The sequence below is a fragment of the Sulfurimonas paralvinellae genome, from assembly GCF_014905135.1.
Lineage (GTDB): Bacteria > Campylobacterota > Campylobacteria > Campylobacterales > Sulfurimonadaceae > Sulfurimonas > Sulfurimonas paralvinellae.
In genome coordinates, this window is record NZ_CP041406.1 from 1702873 (window position 1) to 1721043 (window position 18171).

Consider the following 18171-nt stretch of genomic DNA (forward strand, 5'->3'; position numbering starts at 1 on the left):
CATCTTTTTGTTTTAAATCTCTAAAGCCGATTTTGCAAGCTTTGCCCAGGCGGAGCTTGGATCGGCCTTTATCGCTTCGTTATAGGCCTTCTGTGCCTCTTCATCTCTCCACAGTTTACCAAGAGCCATGCCAAGCAGATATTTTTGTCTTGCTCTCTCATTTTTACTCAGTTTTAACGTATCCAAAGAGCGTATTACACTTAATGCTTTATTGTAATCATGTTTATTCATCAAAGCACTGTAAAGAGCAAATTCTATAAAAGGACTTTGTGCATGGGAGTGAGATCGTTTTTGAATACGCATTACTTTTGTAGCGTATTTGATTATCATATTATCATCTTTAAGTTCATCTCCAAGATTTACCATGGCAACATACCTGTCGATATCTTTATAATCAAGCCCAAATATATCTTCAATCTTCGCCATTGTTTTAATCATATTCTCTTTTTGTTCTAAGCGTTCATAGGCATCAAAAAGATATCTGTAAACCTCTTTATAAGGCGATTTTTTAGCATTTTCAATGAGAGCGATGAGATCTTTGGCAGCATCCACTACCTCACTGTAGTTTCCTGTCTCAAAATCAATCTTGATGTATCGATAGAGCCATTTTTTACGCTGCTGAATATTTTTAGACTTGAGATGTTTGAAAGCGACTGATTTACAAAGTTTGAAATCTCCGCCTTTCATCCCACACTCATATATACCGTCATCCCATGAGTTAGAGAGAGTGATATTGTAGTCATTAGCAATAACAAGTACATTTTTACAGTTTTTCTTCTGCAGTGAACTCTCCATGAGTCCCACAGCTGCCTCTTTTATGATCTGACCAACATCTGTAAATCTATCACTGTCAAGATTCTTCAGCTCATCTTCCATAGCGAGCAGTGCTTCATAACGTTTCTCTCGAAGCAGCAGTTTCGCTTTTTCATACAGTGCTTTATCGGCAATGAAATCACCCTGATACTCTTGAATGAGTTTGTCATACTCAGCAAGTTTTACACTGCTGTTTTGATCATCATCTTCAAAGAAGAGCCCATCTTTAGCTGTTTGTACATCATCGATGTAGTCACCATCCGGAAATTTCTTTATATAGCTGTTGAGTGCTGCCAATGCCGCTTTTTTATCTTTTGTTTTTGCCAGCCAAAGCGCTTTGTCTTTGAGAAGCTCTTCATATTCATCATAGGTAGGCCCCATAGAATGCAGCATGGTATCTGCTATAGCTGCTGCTGTTTTGTATTCCCCTGCATCAGCAAGTGTCTGCATAATCTTCATTGATGCCTTGATATTTTCCATAAAGAAATCCGGTTTTGCCTGGATGATCTTCATGGCATATTTGGCTGCTTCTTTTGGAGAATGACTTATGAGTATCTTGGTAAGATGAAAAGCTGCCGAAGCTGCCACTTCAAGATTCTTCGTTGTATAAAGCGCTTTTTTATAGTACTTTATCGCTTCTTTATTAGCTCCGGAACTCTCAAGCATCTCGCCCTTGTAAATATAGCCCCATTGCGCATAGACATTTCCTTTATGTTCACTAAAAAGCCTATCAAAGAAATAATCTGCATCTGTATTTTGACCTATCTTCGCATAGGCCTTTGCCATCAAGGAAAGCACTTCAGGAACATTCTCATCCGAAGAGTACTCACGCAGAAACTCTTTTGCCAGTGCAATGACATTATCATAATTTTTAATTTTATCATTGATTTTAATCTTATAATAAATAAGTTCCGATTTAAAAAGTGTGTGTGGATAGGCTGAAAGAACATCGTCAATCATCTCAATGGCTTCGTCATATCTCTTTTTCTTGAAAAATCTTTTGATTTTCAGATACTCCGTTACATCTTCGACTTTTTTAATTTTGACAGGATTACCCTGCAGGTCCAAACTTCCTACATATGGAAGTTTGTCCTTATCAAGAAAAAAAGGAAAATTAAGTGCCAACTCTGATTTTGACTCCTGCTTTATTAATGGTAAAACTTTTTTATAGCCAATAATTGTCCAACTTTTAGCCATTTTCACATTGGCCGTAAATACTGTATCATCTTTACTCAAATCAAAGACATTGGCAATGAGCTTCATCTTATAAAAAGGCTTGATAGATACAAAAAAAGTATCTTTTTTAGTAAAGCTGTGCACTATAAAAAAATCGTTCTGAAGTGACGGTACTAACTGTGCCGGTTTTTTAGAAAATGCACAGACTATCTCTTTGGTTACATCGAGGTCATCTTTAAGTTCTTGGCAAACAAAACTGCTTTTGTCTGAGATAAGTAGAATGGAATATTTTGTGAAATTGTCTTTTGCACTCTCGATTGAGATCTCAAGTGCAAAAGCATTCAGTGTTATAAAGGCTAAGAGTATGTATCTGTACAAATGCTCTTCTCCTTTAAAACAGAGTTTTATTGAGTTTAGTAGCCGCTATGATATACAAAAGCTGTAACAAACTCTAATAGTGGATTTATCGCTATAAAAGCAAATATAGTTCCTATTGCTGCTATACCGATGATGGTTTTCAATGCAAGCGTAGCATTTGAAACATATACCTGTCCACTTTTAGCATCGATAACAGGCTCTTTCATAAACATATAGACAATGAGTTTCAAGTAGTAGTATCCTGCTATCGCAGAGTTAAGAGCCATTATAAGTGCAAGTATAGTATAACCGTTTGTCACTGCAGAACTAATCATATACAATTTACCCCAGAACAGTGCAAAAGGAGGAACTCCAGCCAAACTTAACATAAACAGACCCATGATAAGTGCTGCTACCGGTGCTGTCTTGATCATACCTGCAAACTTGTCATAAGAGTGATCTGAACTTTGATGAGCAGCAAGATGTTTCTGACGTGACATCCAAAGCATAGAGAACGATCCAAGGTTTGTAAAACTAAACAGGATCCAGTATAGGAAAAGTGCTGAGTTTGCCTGTGTCGTTCCAATCAAGATCGCAGCCATAACAAAACCTGCATGAGATATGGAAGAGTAAGCAAGCATACGTTTTACATCCGTCTGCACAAGTGCCCACATATTTGATGCTGTCATCGTAATAACAACAAAAGCATATAACACGATATCTAGCCATACTATATCGCTGTGTACCAAAAATTCAAAAAATCTCATAGCAACGACAAATGCAGCTATCTTTGGAACGATTGACATATATCCTGCCATTGCCGCAGAAGAGCCTTCATAGACATCAGGTGCCCATGTATGGAATGGAACAAGTGAAAGTTTGAACCCGAATGCTGCTAAGAAGAAAGCTACACCCACAAGAACGAATCCTATATCTGCATAGCCGTTTGCAGCTAGAACAAGTGCAATCTTATTGATCTCAACAGATCCTGTAAGTGCATAAAACACCATTGCACCAAAGCTAAAGAAACCTGCTGCAAGCGCACCCATTGTAAAATACTTCACAGCCGCTTCAAAAGATTTTTCACGGTTATGCATCGCAATGAGTGTATAGAGTGCAAGCGATGATGTCTCAAGACCGACAAATACCAAAATAAGGTTATCTGTAGCAACCATAAATTGGAATCCTGCAATCATGAACAAGAAAAGTGCAAAGAATTCAGGATATGAAAACTCATGAAAACGCTTGTGTGTCAATGCTAAAGGAATAAAGAGCATGGAAGCACCGACAATGATAAACTGTGCAAGAATTGCAAGTCCGTCTACAAGCATTACATCAAAAACACCAAGAATAGTACCATCTTGCATAAAGATACCGCTGGCATCTGCCACTGCGGCAAAGTCCATCGCCAAGAACAGAAGGCTTAAAACTACATAGAGTGATTTATGCAAACCACCTTTGACAATATCTATAACTAAGATTAAAAGTGCGCCAACTACTGGAATAAGCATTGGTGCCAAAGTCATCAGATTTAATGACTCCATTGAAACATTGATCGGCGACAACATTAGCGCACCTCCTCTTCAATTACAGTTTTTTTAATGACAATCACTTTCTCTTTTATAAGATTAGGGATTCTCTCTTTTGCTAATTCAGTAGTTGATTTATTATGCATTAACTGCACAATTGATTTCACACTGTTGTTAATTGGTTCCAATACAGGTTTTGGATATACACCCAGCCATATTGCCACAATCACCAAAGGAATCAAACCAAAGAGTTCTTTTTTATTGACATCCGGTAAATCTTTATTTTTTTCATTCGTTACTTCACCGAAAAATGCTTTTTTATATGCTGCAAGCATATAAATAGCACCGACGATAATACCAGTACCTGCTAAGAGTGTCAAAATATGAGACTGCTGATAGAAACCAAGTAAAGAGAGGAACTCTCCTACAAAGTTGATTGTAAGCGGCATACCGACTGAAGCCATCATCATGATTCCGAATATAGCTGCATATCTTGGCATAACATGCGCCAAACCGCCAAACTCACTCATAAGTTTTGTATGACGTCTGTCATAAATCACACCTACAAGTAAGAAAAGTGCGCCGGCAACAACACCGTGACCTAACATTAAGAAAATAGAACCGGAAATACCTTCTACATTTAATGCAAAAGTTCCTAAGATAATAATACCCATATGTGAAATAGATGAGTATGCAACGACCTGTTTAATGTCTTTTTGCGCATAAGCAACCATTGCCGTGTAAATTACCATAATGATCGCTAAGACTGCAATAGGAATCATAAAAAATGCAGAAGCATCAGGAAATAGTGGTAATGAAAATCTCACAAATGCATATGTTCCCATCTTTAAAAGAATTGCTGCAAGTATTACAGAACCGATAGTCGGAGCTTGTCCGTGTGCATATGGCAACCATGTATGAAATGGAAACATTGGTACTTTAATGGCAAAGCCAAGAAAGAAAGCGGCAAAAAGCCACAATTGAAATGATTCAGGTAATATAAGTCTATACCAGTCTAAAAGAGCAAAACTCCACGCACCTGTTGCCTGATAATAAAAATATGCCATAAAAAGCATGCCTACAAGCATTACAAGTGAACCTGCAAAAGTGTATAAAAAGAATTTTATTGAAGCATATATTCGTAATGGTCCACCCCATGCACCGATAATATAAAGCATCGGTACAAGTGAAAGTTCCCAAAAGATATAAAATACAATTGCATCAAGAGCTGCGAACACACCGACCATTGTCATTTGTAAGAACAAAAGAGTAATAATCATATATTTGACTTTTGGTGTATCTGTTAAAGAACCGATACCCAAAAGTGTAAAGAATGCTGAAAGTATAATAATAAAAACTGAAATACCATCAACACCTAATATATAATTAATTCCAAAAGATGGAACCAACGGAAAATTTTCCATGAATTGCATGCCAGATACATTTCCATCAAACACATACCACAGCCACAATGCAAGTCCAAACTCAATAGCGGCAACACTCACACCGTAAGCACGCATACTCTCTTTTTGGATCATAAAACCAAATACAGCAGCCAGTGCCGGAAAGAAGATTAAAATCGATAAAATATGATCTAACATTTACATAACTCCTAAGCCTGATAAGATCGGTAGGATCGCATCAGAATATCTTGCTGCAAGTCCAAAGACAACAGCTAATGAAAGCAGACCAACGAGACCGGCTACCATCCATTTGAGCATTGTAGAGAGATTACCGCTCTGCATTGCTCTTGTTCTCTCACCCGTACCATAGATAATACCGGCAATACCATCGACAGTTGCATCGACGATTTTAAGATCGACTTTACTCCAAAATACATCTGAAATTTCTCTATACGGTTTAACAATGTACTCCTCATAAGCATAAGGAATATAGTATTGATTAATAAGTAATTTATACATAAAAGAGTTTTCCACTTTGCTTGTACCATCCGGCACTTTAACACGTGAATTTGCATATTTTTTATATGCATAAAGGATAGCCAAAGCAACAAAAATCTGTGTACCTACAAGCATAATTAAAGCCGTAACATGTGAATGGATATGATACTCTGTAGCACCTAATATCTCTTCAACCATATGGAAGAAAGGCTCTTGAAAAACACCTGCAATCATCGCAAGGATCAAAAGAGGACTCATAGCTACAAGCATAAATCTATATGCTTCATGTGGATGGATTCCAAAGATTTTGTATCTCTCTTCACCATGGAAGATCAATGCAACAAGTCTAAATGAATAGAATGCTGTCAAACCTGCCGTGAAAAGAAGCACTCCATAGATTACCATATGATGTTCTGCAAATGCCGCTTCAAGAATTGTATCTTTAGAGAAGAAACCTGCAAATGGGAAGATTCCAGCCAAGGCAAGAGATGCAATGGTCATCATGATCCAAGTCCACTTCATAACCTTTTTCAAACCACCCATTTTAAACGGATCGAGTTCATCATGCATAGCGTGCATAACGTTACCCGCACCAAGGAATAAAAGTGCTTTAAAGAATGCGTGAGCCATGAGGTGGAAAAGTGCCACCCAGTATGCACCAAGACCCGCGGCTGCGAACATATACCCTAGTTGTGAAAGTGTAGAGTATGCAATGATTCGTTTCATATCGCGGTTAACAAGTGCCATTGATGCTGCAAAGAGTGCAACAAAAGCACCGAGTGAAGCGATAAAGAGACCTACATTTGGAATGAGTGTATAAAGTTCATTTGAACGAATAACCAGATAAACACCCGCTGTAACCATTGTCGCTGCGTGAATCAATGCAGAAACCGGTGTAGGGCCTTCCATCGCATCGGCAAGCCATGTATGAAGTGGAAACTGTGCTGATTTACCCATAGCACCTATGAAAAGGAAGATTCCGATCCATGTCAGTGTTGCGCCGTCAAGAGTATGAAATGCTGCAAAAGCACCGTCATACTGAAGTGTTCCTGTATTCCAATATACAAGGAAAAGTCCGATCAACATTCCAAGGTCAGCTATACGATTCATAATGAACGCTTCGTTTGCCGCCCATGTTGCACTCTCTTTGTGAAACCAGAAACCAATAAGTCCCCAAGAACAAAGACCAACACCTTCCCAACCGATGAAAAGACCTGCATAGTTGTCACTCATAACAAGAATCATCATTGAGAAAACAAATGCTGAAAGCCATGCAAAGAATCTGTTGAATCCTTTATCATGGTCCATATATCCTATAGAGTAAACATGAACGATAGTTGAAACAAGCGTTACAACCATCATCATTGTCACAGATACCTGATCAACGATAAAACCAAAAGGAATATACAAGTCTCCTGTAGCCATCCATGTCATCATCTCAACATGTATCGGCTCGCCACCCTTTAAGATATACATTAAAAGGATTGAACTCGCAACGAATGATGTAAAAATCAACAGTGAAGCGATAATACCTGTAAACAGTTTCTTTGGTGTAGCAGTAAATAGTGCTGAAAAAAGAGAACTGACAAGTGGTGCAAAAAGTGCAATATATAGATATTTTTCCATTCTCTTAACCTCTCATACTTGTCATAGCATCTAAGTCTATACTGTTATGACGTTTATACCAAACGATCAGCAGACCAAGTCCTACTGCAACCTCTGATGCAGCGATCGCAATTACAAAAAATGCGAACATCTGACCAGTAAGATCACCATAGTAATGTGAAATCGCAGCAAAAGCGATGTTTACTGAGTTCAGTAAAATCTCTGTTGCGAAAAACAACAAAAGTAAGTTCTTTCTTCTCATCACACCCACGAGACCTATACAAAACAAGATCACAGAAAGGACAAGATAATGATTTAAACCTATCTCCATCATGAAAGCACCTTTTTATTTTTTTCTTCATTCTCTTTAATCTCATCTGAAGACATAAGCGTAAGAGAGATATCCATTTTCTTTCCTGCAAGAACAATACCGGCAACCATTGCCACTAGTAACATAATGGCAGCAACTTCAAATGGAATAAGATATTTTGTAAAGAGTACAACTCCTACCATTTGTGTATTGCCAACACCTTCCATTGCAGGATAAAGAGCAACAATATTTTCAGACACCATCGGTGCAGCAAAAATAACGACAACTAAGATCGCTGCCAAAGTTGCAAGTCCTACGATGATATATTTATTCCCCTGCTTCTCTTTGACTTCGCGAGTTGTATCGAAAAACATCATACCAAAAGCATATAGAGCCATTACAGCACCTGTATAGACAATAATTTGAACTACACCTAAAAAATCAGCACCAAGGATAAAGAAAAATGCCGATATAAAAATCATTCCTGCTGCCAAGGCAGTTAATGCATATAACGCCTGCTTAGTTGTTACTGTGATGTAAAACATAGCAATCGTTAAAAATGCAAACAAGTAAAACGCTACCGCTTCAAACATAATCAAAACTCCTTAATACGCTAGAGGTGTTTTTTTAACACGCTCATCTTCATGTGGGGTGATAGAACCAAAACCTTCAAACTCAAGCTGTTTACCAGCTTTCATAGTGTCAATCGGTGTCAACATATCTTCATACATAACGAAGTGTTCTCTCTGTTCTGAAGCATTTTCATACTCACCACCGTGTGTAATTGCAAGCTCTGGACAAACCTCTGCACAGTATCCACAAAAGATACAGCGACCAAGGTTGATCGTATACTCAGTAACTTCTTTACGAGAATTCTCATCGATCTTTGTGTCAATTCTGATACAGTCAGAGATACAGATCTTTTCACAAAGACCACAACCGATACAACGCTCAGTATCTGATTCCCAAAGTCTTTTCATCTTATGTACCGCACGGTATCTTGGACCGATAGGCATCTTTTCCTGAGGATACTGAATTGTATGGATGTCAAAGCGAATCATCTCACGCATAACAACCCATAGTCCAACAAATAACTCCCCTTTGAAAGTTCTCTTTACTACACGCTTAAATTTACCCCAACCATCAGTAGGATAATCTTCAATATCTACAAGAAAGTAACCGTTATCTGCTACATTTCTGTCATTAAATGCTTCCATTTTCATTCATATCCCCTTAAAACATCATCACAAAGCCAGTGATTACAACATTAATCACCGCTAATGGCATTAGTACTTTCCAACACAACCACATAAGTTGATCCGGTCTCACATCTGGCCATGCCGCTCTTGTCCACAAAAAGAAGAAAAAGAAGAATGCCATTTTTCCAAGAAGACCGAGTGCACCAAGAAGTGTTCCGTCACCGTAACCGCCTAAGAAGATCAAAGGAATTACAAATGAGATAAAGAACATATTTGCATATTCACCGATGAAGAAAAGACCCCATCTCATACCGGAATACTCAGTACCGAAACCATCGATGATCTCATGATCATTCGCTATCAAGTGAAACGGTGTACGACCGGTTTCAGCAAATGCAGCGATCCAAAACAGAACAAATGCTACAGGCTGTGACCAGATTATCCAGTGAGAGATACCGCCTGCCTGATAATTATTAAAGTCAATTAATGAAAGTGAACCGACCATCATAATAGGTGCAAGCAGCGCAAGACCTGTGACAACTTCATAAGAGATAAAGACCGCTGCAGTACGTGCAGCTGAGATCAATGAAAACTTATTTGCAGATGCCATACCACCAAGAAGCGGTCCGTAAAGTCCAACTGCCATCATACCGAGAATATAAAGAATACCAATGTTCACATCCGCTACAATCGGGTGAACTTCATACCCAAAAATTTCAAAAGGAGGTAGGAATGGAATTGCAGCAGATGCCATAAAAGCAGTTGCTGCAGTAATTGCAGGTGCAATTTTAAAGATAGGACCAACTACATTGCTCGGGATGATATCTTCTTTTGTGAAAAGTTTGATACCATCGGCAGCCACCTGTAAAAGTCCGTATGGACCAACATTCATCGGCCCTAAACGGCGCTGCATAAATGCAAGAACCTTACGTTCAAAATATGTACCGATACCGGCTAACGCTGAGAATATAAGTAGAATTACAACGACTTTGATTATCGTTTCAATTAAATATGCTGTATCCATATATTACACCTTTTCTATCGAAGCTGAGTTAAAGCGGTAACCGCTAAAAAGTGCTTCTGAATTTAGATTTTTATCAAAAGTAGGCAGAACTACGATTGAACCTTCAATTTTGTTATCACTCACTACATTTGCGGACAATTCGCCATTTGCAGTTGTGATTTTCACAGTATCACCTTCATTGAAGTCAGAATTTGATAAGAACTCTTCACTCATATAGATACCACTCACCTCATCAAGCTCCGTCGTTTTGTATGTAAACGGCGTAAACTGTCTTACAGGATTTGCTAAATAAATTATACTACCTTCAAGCTTGTCATCCCTGAATTTATCAACACTTTCATCACCAGATGTCTCGACTGCTACATTTTCTAACACATAACCGCGCATTTCCGTACCGTCGTTTTCATAATGATTTGGAAGATTATCGAACTCCTCAGCTTTAAATCCGACAGCCGTAGGAAGTTCTACTGTATAGTCAATAACATTCTCAGCTTCAAATCCAAGTGCATTGGCAATATCATTAAGCTCATACCCATTGTAACCGATCGCTGCATTTGTAGGGTTGACACGCTTGTTAACACTTGTTAATGTACCCTCTTGCTGATTGATAGCCGGCATATCCAGATCACCGTCACCAAGTCCTGAAAGTACAAAATCGCCATCAGTGTTATAGCCTACGGTGTAGCTGCCTTTTTCATCATCAAGTTCACAGATAAGGCTTACACCAAGTGTATTTGTTAAGGTTGGAATCATTACAAGTTCAAATGCCGTATATTTCTCAACCAAAGCGACAAGACGGGCAAGATTTTTAGAGTTTGGATGTGTATAGAGATCCGGTCCGACCATAAGAGCGAACGTCTCTTTTTTCTTCAGATTTTTTTCCAAAGTTTCCATAAACTTATCATCTGCCCCAAGAATTTCCAAGAGTTTGTTATCATCAACGACAATCTCTTTTTTTACTTTTGTAGAGACCATTTTAGATTTTTCTATTTCGACTTCTTCCTCTTCACCTGTCTCTTCATTGACTTTGATCTCTTTGACGATCTCAACTACTTTTTCTTTGACGACCTCTTCAATTTCAATTGTTTTAGAAGAGTGAAAACCTGCTAAATAACTAACGATGTCAGCAGGCAGTTTTTCTTTATCTCCAAATAGATCAAGTAATAGATAAAGTGCCGTCTCTTCTTGAAGCGGTGCATGCTGCACTGTCATAATAGACTTCCCAAGACCTTCTATAATAGGATCTTTGACAGGATGGAAATAGAGTCCGGCACCTTTACTTACAGTAAGAGAATTGTTCAGTGCATAGCGTGCATTTGGATTATCTGACTTGAGTGCTGAACCGATAGAGACGATAAAATTCGTTGTGTGAACACGTTCAAGGTCTGAACTGTAAAGTTTTGTACCGCTTATCTCAGAGTAATCATTCAAAAATGTCTGGAAAGCCTTCGCTTCAGGGTTGACAAGCTTATAACCGAATTTCTCTTTCATTTTCTGTAGAAGCAGTGCTTCTTCATTAGTGATTGTCGAAGTAAAAGCGATCGTATCTGCTTTTTTGAATGCTTCTATGGCTGCATTGAATGCATTTTCATCTCTAACAGCATCGGCATTTTGATAATCAAATCCGTAACGTCCCGCACCGCAAAGTGAAACGTAGTTCCACTCATTCATCACACGGTAGATCTTATCTTCAGGATTTTCAATGCTTGTATGTTTGACATCATAAGAGATCTGACATCCTGCTGAACAGTGACCACATGTTGCCGGAATCTGCTTGAGCTCCCATGCATTTGATTTATACATAAAGTGTGTATCAACCAGTGCACCGACCGGACAAACGGCAGCACATTCACCACAAGAGGTACAGTCAAGTACATCCGTACCGTTTGTCAGACCGATAAGTGACTTATTGAGCTTATTCCACATCGCATATGAATCTTTTGGCATCGTCTCTTTGAATTCTGCATCGATCGCATCTGCTCCACGAGGTACAGTCTTTAAAGAGTTGTCACCGATCATATCCTTACAAGCCGTCACACAACGCTCACAAACAATACAGAGACCTGGATCATAATGTAAATGTCCCCAATCATGAGAACTTCTATCTACATCCTTAATCGCATAGCTTTGGGAATCAACGCCGATATGGAGTGTATAGTTTTGAAGTTCACACTCTCCTGACTGATCACATACACCACATTGAAGCGGGTGATTTACATCATATACTTCCATGATAGCGCGACGTTCTTTTTCAATATTGTCCGTACTTGTTGTGATATTCATCCCGTCTTTTGCTTTGGCATTACAAGCATAAACCTGTTTACCATCTGCCTCGACAAGACATATACGACACGCAAGAGTTGGACTACAACGTGTTAAATAACATATAGCAGGAATGAAGATATCATTCGCACGAGCAGCATTGAGTATATACTCACCCTCTTGCGTATGAATCTCTTTTCCATCAATGTTTATGGCTATTTTACTCATTACATTACTCTCACTATTTTGGATTTAAGAAATCTATAACTACTGTAGTCAGCCCCGCTGTCAAAAGTAGGGTTGAGCGCAATCGTTCCTTTTAACTCATCATCAAGTTTAAAGACTCTCTTTTGTGTAAGACCGTTTAAACTGATCTCAATTCTGTCACCGTCACTGATCTTCGCTGCAGCAGCAAACTGTGCCGATCCGTGAAGTGCCGTATCGCGTTCAAGCTGTCTTGTCACATTTGTAAAACTGTTAAACTGCAGTACAGGGTTTGCATGATAGATGACCGTACCGTTATACTCCGGAAGTTCAGCGATCTCTTCAAGCTTGCCATCCATAGAACACTCTACGGTATCAAGCAGATAACCGCGGTTATCTTCACCGAATTCACCAAGGAAATTCTCCAACGAATCAAATTCCACTGTTTTAAAACCGGCAGTTTGCGGAAGTTTTCTTGTGTAGTCAATCGTATTTTCACTCTCAATTCCCAGTGCGTTGGCTAGGTCATTTAACTCATATCCTTCAAATGCAAGTGCTGCATTCAGAGGAAGTACACGGTTATCAATATTTACGACAGTACCTTCTTGCTGGTTGAGTGCCGGAATTTTCAGATCTGCATCTTCTAAAGCCGAGATTACATAATCACCTTTGGCATTGTAACCGACAACATTGTCTATGTTCTCATCACAATCAAGATCACAGATCAGTGAAACACCGACAGTGTTGACTTCATTTGGCACAACAAGCAGTGAAAAATCAGTATACTTTTCAATGAGTGCTGCAAGTTTTGCAATATTTGCCGCTCTTGCGTGAGCGAACATATCTGCACCCACGATAAGTACTTTGTTCTGAGATCGTGCAAATGATTTACTCATAAACGCAAGCTCATCATCACCGACATTGCTCTCAGCCTCCAGATATCCAAGGTCAAGATCATTCAAAAATGCACGCGTTGCATCATCGACATCAGCATCTTTCAGCAGTTCGTTCGCAAGCAGTGCCATAACACCCTCTTCCGTTCCAACTTCATACTTCATAAACTGTGTCGCTGTATTTTTCATTAAAGCATCTTCCATCGGATGGGCATAAACGATTTTCGCACCATTATGACGCGCTGCAGTTGTCAGTGCATAACGTACACCAGGATTGTCAGTTGCGATGCGTGAGCCTATAAGAACGACAGCATCCGCCTGTTTCACAGCTTCTAAATCAGCAGAAGCCTGCAGTTTACCGCTTACAGATGCGTACGCTTTCATAAACGCACTATAGAGTCGTGCATCTTCGTTGAAAAGCTTGATGCTAAACTTCTCTTTTATGCTGTTGAGAATATAAGCCTCTTCATTGGTGATCACCGAAGAGAAACGAATCGCTGCAGCATTTTGAATCTTATCAAGCGCTGTTGCAAATACTGTTTCATCTTTTGTCGATTGTGCATCGAAATCAAATCCGAAACGTCCTGCACCGCAGAGTGATGCAAATTCAAAATTGTTCTTCACTCTATAGATACTCGCATCTGCATTAATACCTGCGTGACGTGTTTCATACTCCAGAGTACAGCCTGCAGAACAGTGTGCACACGTAGAAGGCACACGAGAAAGTTCCCAAGCATTTGCAGTGTATTTAAAGTCTGAACTTACAAGTGCACCGACAGGACATACTGCGATACATTCACCACAGAACGTACAATCAAGTGTCTCTGAATCTTTTGGAATGATCGTCGAGCTGTATCCACCGAATTTTACTTCAATGGCGTCATCACCGATCACTTCATTACAGACATGAACACATTTCTCACACATGATACAAAGAGCCGGATCATAATTGATAAGGCCCCAGTCTTTTACAGTTCTGAGCTGATCTTTCGCTGAAAACTCTTGATGAGCTACACCGAATTCAAGTGTCATATTTTGCAGATCACACTCACCTGACTTATCACATACACCACACTCTAAAGGGTGATTTACATCATAAAGCTTCATGATGTTCTGACGCTCACGCTCAAGCTCATGAGAGTTTGTTGTTACATTGATACCTTCTGTCGGCGGCGTGTTACAAGAGAGGATGAACCCGTCAACTCCCTCAACTTCCACAGAACAGATACGACACGATGCACATGGCGATGTTTTTGAGATATAACACATTGTAGGAATATAAACACCGTTTTTACGTGCAGCCTGAAGGATTGTCTCACCTTTGGCTGCCGTTACATTTTTGCCGTCAATTGTAAAGTTAATCATTTTTTCCATCATCAACTCCTAGGCCTGTACCATTGCTATATAGTAACAACGCATACATCTCTCGGCTTCAGCAAGTGCCTGCTCTTGAGTAAATCCAAGATTAACCTCTTTGTTGTTGTCTTTACGATCATCAACAGCAAGTACAGAAGAGTGCTCACGCGGTAGACCCGGAAGCCAGCCGCTCACTTTCTCTTTCTTATCATAGACCTTGAGTTTCATCAAATGATCTTCCATGATCTCTTCATCTGTAAGCGTCACTTCTCCTGTTTGCACATAACGAGCCATAACCGAAGCGGCACGTTTTGCCTGACCAACGGCATTGACAATCGTCATCGGACCATATTCACAGTCTCCCGCAGCAAAGATACCCTTGCGTGAGGTCATATAGTCTTTACCATTTGTTTTAATGGTAGCCCATGAAGTCATCTCAATATCCCACTCTTCAGGAAGCAAGTCTAAGTCTGCTGACTGAGAAACGGCAGGAATGAGATAATCTGCTTCGATCGTATAAGATTCACCCTCGATTTTAACAAGTTGAGCACGACCGCCGTCAGGATCGGGAACAAGTTCAAACTTATCGATGAGCAGTTCATTTAGAACATCATTTTCATCGGTAGAGATCTTGTTGACAGCCGAGTGGAAAAGAAATTCAACACCCTCTTCTACTGCTTCATGATACTCTTCATAGGTCGTGTTACGGATAATTGTCTTCTCATCACGACGATAGATCATATAAACTTTTTTGGCATTGGCACGAATGGCACAGCGGACAACATCCATAGAGGTAAATCCACCACCGACACAAACAACTGTTTTACCGGTTAGATCAACATAGTCAGTCGTTAGAAGATTCTCTTCTTGTACCTCTTTTGGAATTTTAATGCCGTACTTCTCATAAAGGTTTACCCTATCGAGGAAATCAATCGCACCCCAGTAACCTTTAATTTCAGGTCTTTCATTTTCACAACGAACCTTTTTAGAGATACGTGTTCCAACAGCGACCATCGTTGCATCATACTCATTTTCAAATCTACGCATATCATCTGCAGAGATTCTTGAGTTCGTGATGAAATTGACACCCATATCACGAACACATTCGATATCCTGATTGTATTTATCAATCGGCATACGGTATTCAGGTACACCGACGGCAACCTCACCACCAAGAACAGGAAGGTCTTCATAAACATCAACTTCAACACCCTCGGCTGCAAGATAGTAAGCCGTTGTAAGACCGGCAGGTCCTGCACCGATTACTGCAACTTTTTTACCGATAGGTGCTTTTTTCTCCATCGGATGGAAAAAGTCATATTCATGATCTGTTTCCCAATCAGCACCAAGACGTTTGAGTGACATAATAGAAATAGGCTCATCAAGATTCGTTCTACGGCATGCATCTTCACACGGGTGAGGACAGACACGCCCACATGTATGTGCAAGCGGCATCGTTTGACGTGTCGCCATTAATGAATCATCAAAACGTAAATCCCTTACGCCTTCAATATATCCCGGAATATCAACATGTGATGGACAGGCATCCGTACAAGGTGCTGTTATCTTTGCGATATAACCGATAGAATCTTCATAGTGCTTTGATTTTTTCTTTTCATTGATACACTCCATGAATGTATCTTCAAAGTGTGTCATCAGATCTAAAATAGGGTTTGGAACAGTCTTTCCAATCTCACATTTAGAAGTGATCTGCATACTTTTTCCAATCTCTTTCAAGTGATCCAAATCAGCTACTTCACCTTCACCGCGAGCAATCTTGTCAAGGACATCATATAAGATACGACCACCCCAACGTCCAGGAGCACATCGTCCACATGCTTCCGAATACTCTTGATACTGTGCAGCATACTCCATTGCCAAACGGATGACATCGACATCTTCATTAAAAAGTGCCACACCGTCCCAGCCTATAAAGGCTTTGGAATCACGGTGATCATCATACTGTGCCGGCAGGTTATAAGCTGATTCTTCCCACTCTTCTTCGGATTTACCTATATTGTTTATAGATTCACCCTTCCAAGTAGAAAAATAGACTTTACTCACATTCAATCCCTATTTTTTCACGACGATAGTCCAGTCGACTTCGTTGAATTTTAATGAGTTGTATAACTCATACCCACACTCTTTTACAAGATCAGCAGAGCGCTGAATCGGTGTAAAATCACCTATTTCAAAAAGAAAGATCAAAGTCTCGTTCGGCTTATGTTTTTCTTCTAAAATCTCTTTCATACGAGGTTCAAAATCGTTTCCAAGTTTTCTTAAGTCATATCTTTTCATTATCTGTCAACCTCACCAAATACAATATTTGTCGTACCGATTATAGATACAACATCCGGAATATAGTGACCAGGTAGGAGGTCAGTCAAGATTCCTGTATGCCAGAATGATGGCGCACGAAGTTTCAATCTGTACGGATATGGTCCACCTTGAGAGTTGATGTAAAAACCAAGTTCACCTTTTGGTGATTCAGTCGGAACATAAACTTCACCTACAGGCGGTCTCATTCCCTGCGTTACAAGCACGAAGTGCTGCATCAAAGAGTAGTTTTGCGTCATGATGTCAAGTTTCGGCGCGGAAATATACTTCGGTGCGTGAGCCATTAGCTCTGTTTGACCGTCTTTTTCACATTTCTCGTACATCTCTATACATTGATAAAGAATCTTCGCAGACTCTCTCATCTCTTCCATGTAAATACGATAACGGGCGAAGTTGTCACCCTTATCAGAGAACGGTACATTGAACTCTACTTCATCATACAATTCATACGGTTCTTCCTTACGAATATCCCAGGCAACACCGCTCGCTCTGAGCATTGGACCTGTACATCCCCAAGAGAGTGCCATTTCTGTCGGAATCGTTCCAACTTCTTCCATTCTCATTCGCCAAATACGGTTTGAGTCTAAAAGATCTTCATAATCTTTAATATTTTCTGGAAGTTTATTTAAGAACACTCTTAACTGATGTAAAAAACCGTCCTGAATATCCAAAGGAACACCACCGATGCGAATAGCCGCATGTGTAAGTCTCGCTCCACAATAACCTTCGATGATATCCATAAGATATTCTCTCTCACGGAATGCAAAAAGAAAAACCGTCATTGCACCGATATCAAGAGCCGTAGTCGCCAGCCAGAAAAGGTGAGACATCAAACGGTTGATCTCTAAAAGAAGCATACGAATAACTTTCGCACGACGTGGTACTTCAAGACCAATGAGCTTTTCAACTGCCAATGCAAATCCATAGTTATTTGAAGATGATGCAATGTAGTCCATACGATCCGTTGTCGGCATGAACTCGTTATAGATCATATTTTCAGCCATCTTCTCCATACCACGGTGAAGGTATCCGATATCCGGATGTGCTTTTACGATCTGCTCTTGTTGCAGGTGCAACATCAATCTTAACTGTCCATGAGCAGAAGGGTGCTGTGGACCGAAGTTAAGAATCAATTCATTATCGTCTCTGTCAAATGTAATATTTTCAAAAAACGGTGTTAATCTGTTTGTTACTTGTGCCATATT

The 18171-nt window shown here is 39.7% G+C and carries 13 protein-coding genes; all 13 read right to left on the reverse strand.

All coding sequences use genetic code 11. From position 1 onward, the window contains the following. Window positions 1-12: 12 nt before the first annotated feature. The 13 genes from FM071_RS08770 to nuoD are packed head-to-tail and all read right to left on the reverse strand — an operon-like array spanning window position 13 to window position 18168. The gene (locus tag FM071_RS08770) at window positions 13-2367 is read right to left on the reverse strand and encodes a tetratricopeptide repeat protein (protein WP_193110623.1); all 2355 of its coding nucleotides are present in this window, start codon (window positions 2365-2367) and stop codon (window positions 13-15) included. A gap of 35 nt (window positions 2368-2402) precedes the next feature. Continuing rightward, on the reverse strand, window positions 2403-3914 hold the full coding sequence (gene nuoN / locus FM071_RS08775) for an NADH-quinone oxidoreductase subunit NuoN (protein ID WP_193110624.1): 1512 nt from the start codon (window positions 3912-3914) through the stop codon (window positions 2403-2405). Then, window positions 3914-5476 (reverse strand): NADH-quinone oxidoreductase subunit M, encoded by a 1563-nt coding sequence (locus FM071_RS08780; protein WP_193110625.1) that lies wholly within the window; start codon window positions 5474-5476, stop codon window positions 3914-3916. Before FM071_RS08780 ends, nuoN begins: the two co-directional genes overlap by 1 nt. Then, complete coding sequence (nuoL, locus tag FM071_RS08785; protein ID WP_193110626.1) at window positions 5477-7402, reverse strand: NADH-quinone oxidoreductase subunit L; 1926 nt, start codon at window positions 7400-7402, stop codon at window positions 5477-5479. Between the two features lie 4 nt (window positions 7403-7406). Continuing rightward, window positions 7407-7715, reverse strand: a complete 309-nt coding sequence (gene nuoK, locus FM071_RS08790) for an NADH-quinone oxidoreductase subunit NuoK (protein WP_193110627.1) — start codon at window positions 7713-7715, stop codon at window positions 7407-7409. Further along, complete coding sequence (locus FM071_RS08795; protein ID WP_193110628.1) at window positions 7712-8284, reverse strand: NADH-quinone oxidoreductase subunit J; 573 nt, start codon at window positions 8282-8284, stop codon at window positions 7712-7714. Before FM071_RS08795 ends, nuoK begins: the two co-directional genes overlap by 4 nt. A 12-nt stretch (window positions 8285-8296) precedes the next feature. Further along, window positions 8297-8914: an NADH-quinone oxidoreductase subunit NuoI gene (gene nuoI, locus FM071_RS08800; protein ID WP_193110629.1), complete on the reverse strand. Its 618-nt coding sequence runs from the start codon at window positions 8912-8914 to the stop codon at window positions 8297-8299. Window positions 8915-8924: 10 nt separating this feature from the next. Then, window positions 8925-9914 (reverse strand): NADH-quinone oxidoreductase subunit NuoH, encoded by a 990-nt coding sequence (nuoH, locus tag FM071_RS08805; protein ID WP_193110630.1) that lies wholly within the window; start codon window positions 9912-9914, stop codon window positions 8925-8927. A gap of 3 nt (window positions 9915-9917) precedes the next feature. Further along, entirely contained in the window at window positions 9918-12404 is a 2487-nt protein-coding gene (locus FM071_RS08810; RefSeq protein ID WP_193110631.1) for an NADH-quinone oxidoreductase subunit G, read from the reverse strand. Further along, entirely contained in the window at window positions 12404-14647 is a 2244-nt protein-coding gene (locus FM071_RS08815; RefSeq protein WP_193110632.1) for an NADH-quinone oxidoreductase subunit G, read from the reverse strand. The genes FM071_RS08810 and FM071_RS08815 overlap by 1 nt, the downstream gene beginning before the upstream one ends. A 9-nt stretch (window positions 14648-14656) precedes the next feature. Continuing rightward, a complete protein-coding gene (locus FM071_RS08820) occupies window positions 14657-16693 on the reverse strand; it encodes an FAD-dependent oxidoreductase (protein ID WP_193110633.1) in 2037 nt (678 codons plus the stop codon). 9 nt (window positions 16694-16702) lie between these two features. Continuing rightward, window positions 16703-16927, reverse strand: coding sequence for an NADH-ubiquinone oxidoreductase subunit E family protein (locus FM071_RS08825; protein ID WP_193110634.1), 225 nt, complete (start codon window positions 16925-16927; stop codon window positions 16703-16705). Continuing rightward, window positions 16927-18168, reverse strand: a complete 1242-nt coding sequence (nuoD, locus tag FM071_RS08830; protein ID WP_193110635.1) for an NADH dehydrogenase (quinone) subunit D — start codon at window positions 18166-18168, stop codon at window positions 16927-16929. The genes FM071_RS08825 and nuoD overlap by 1 nt, the downstream gene beginning before the upstream one ends. Window positions 18169-18171 lie beyond the last annotated feature (3 nt).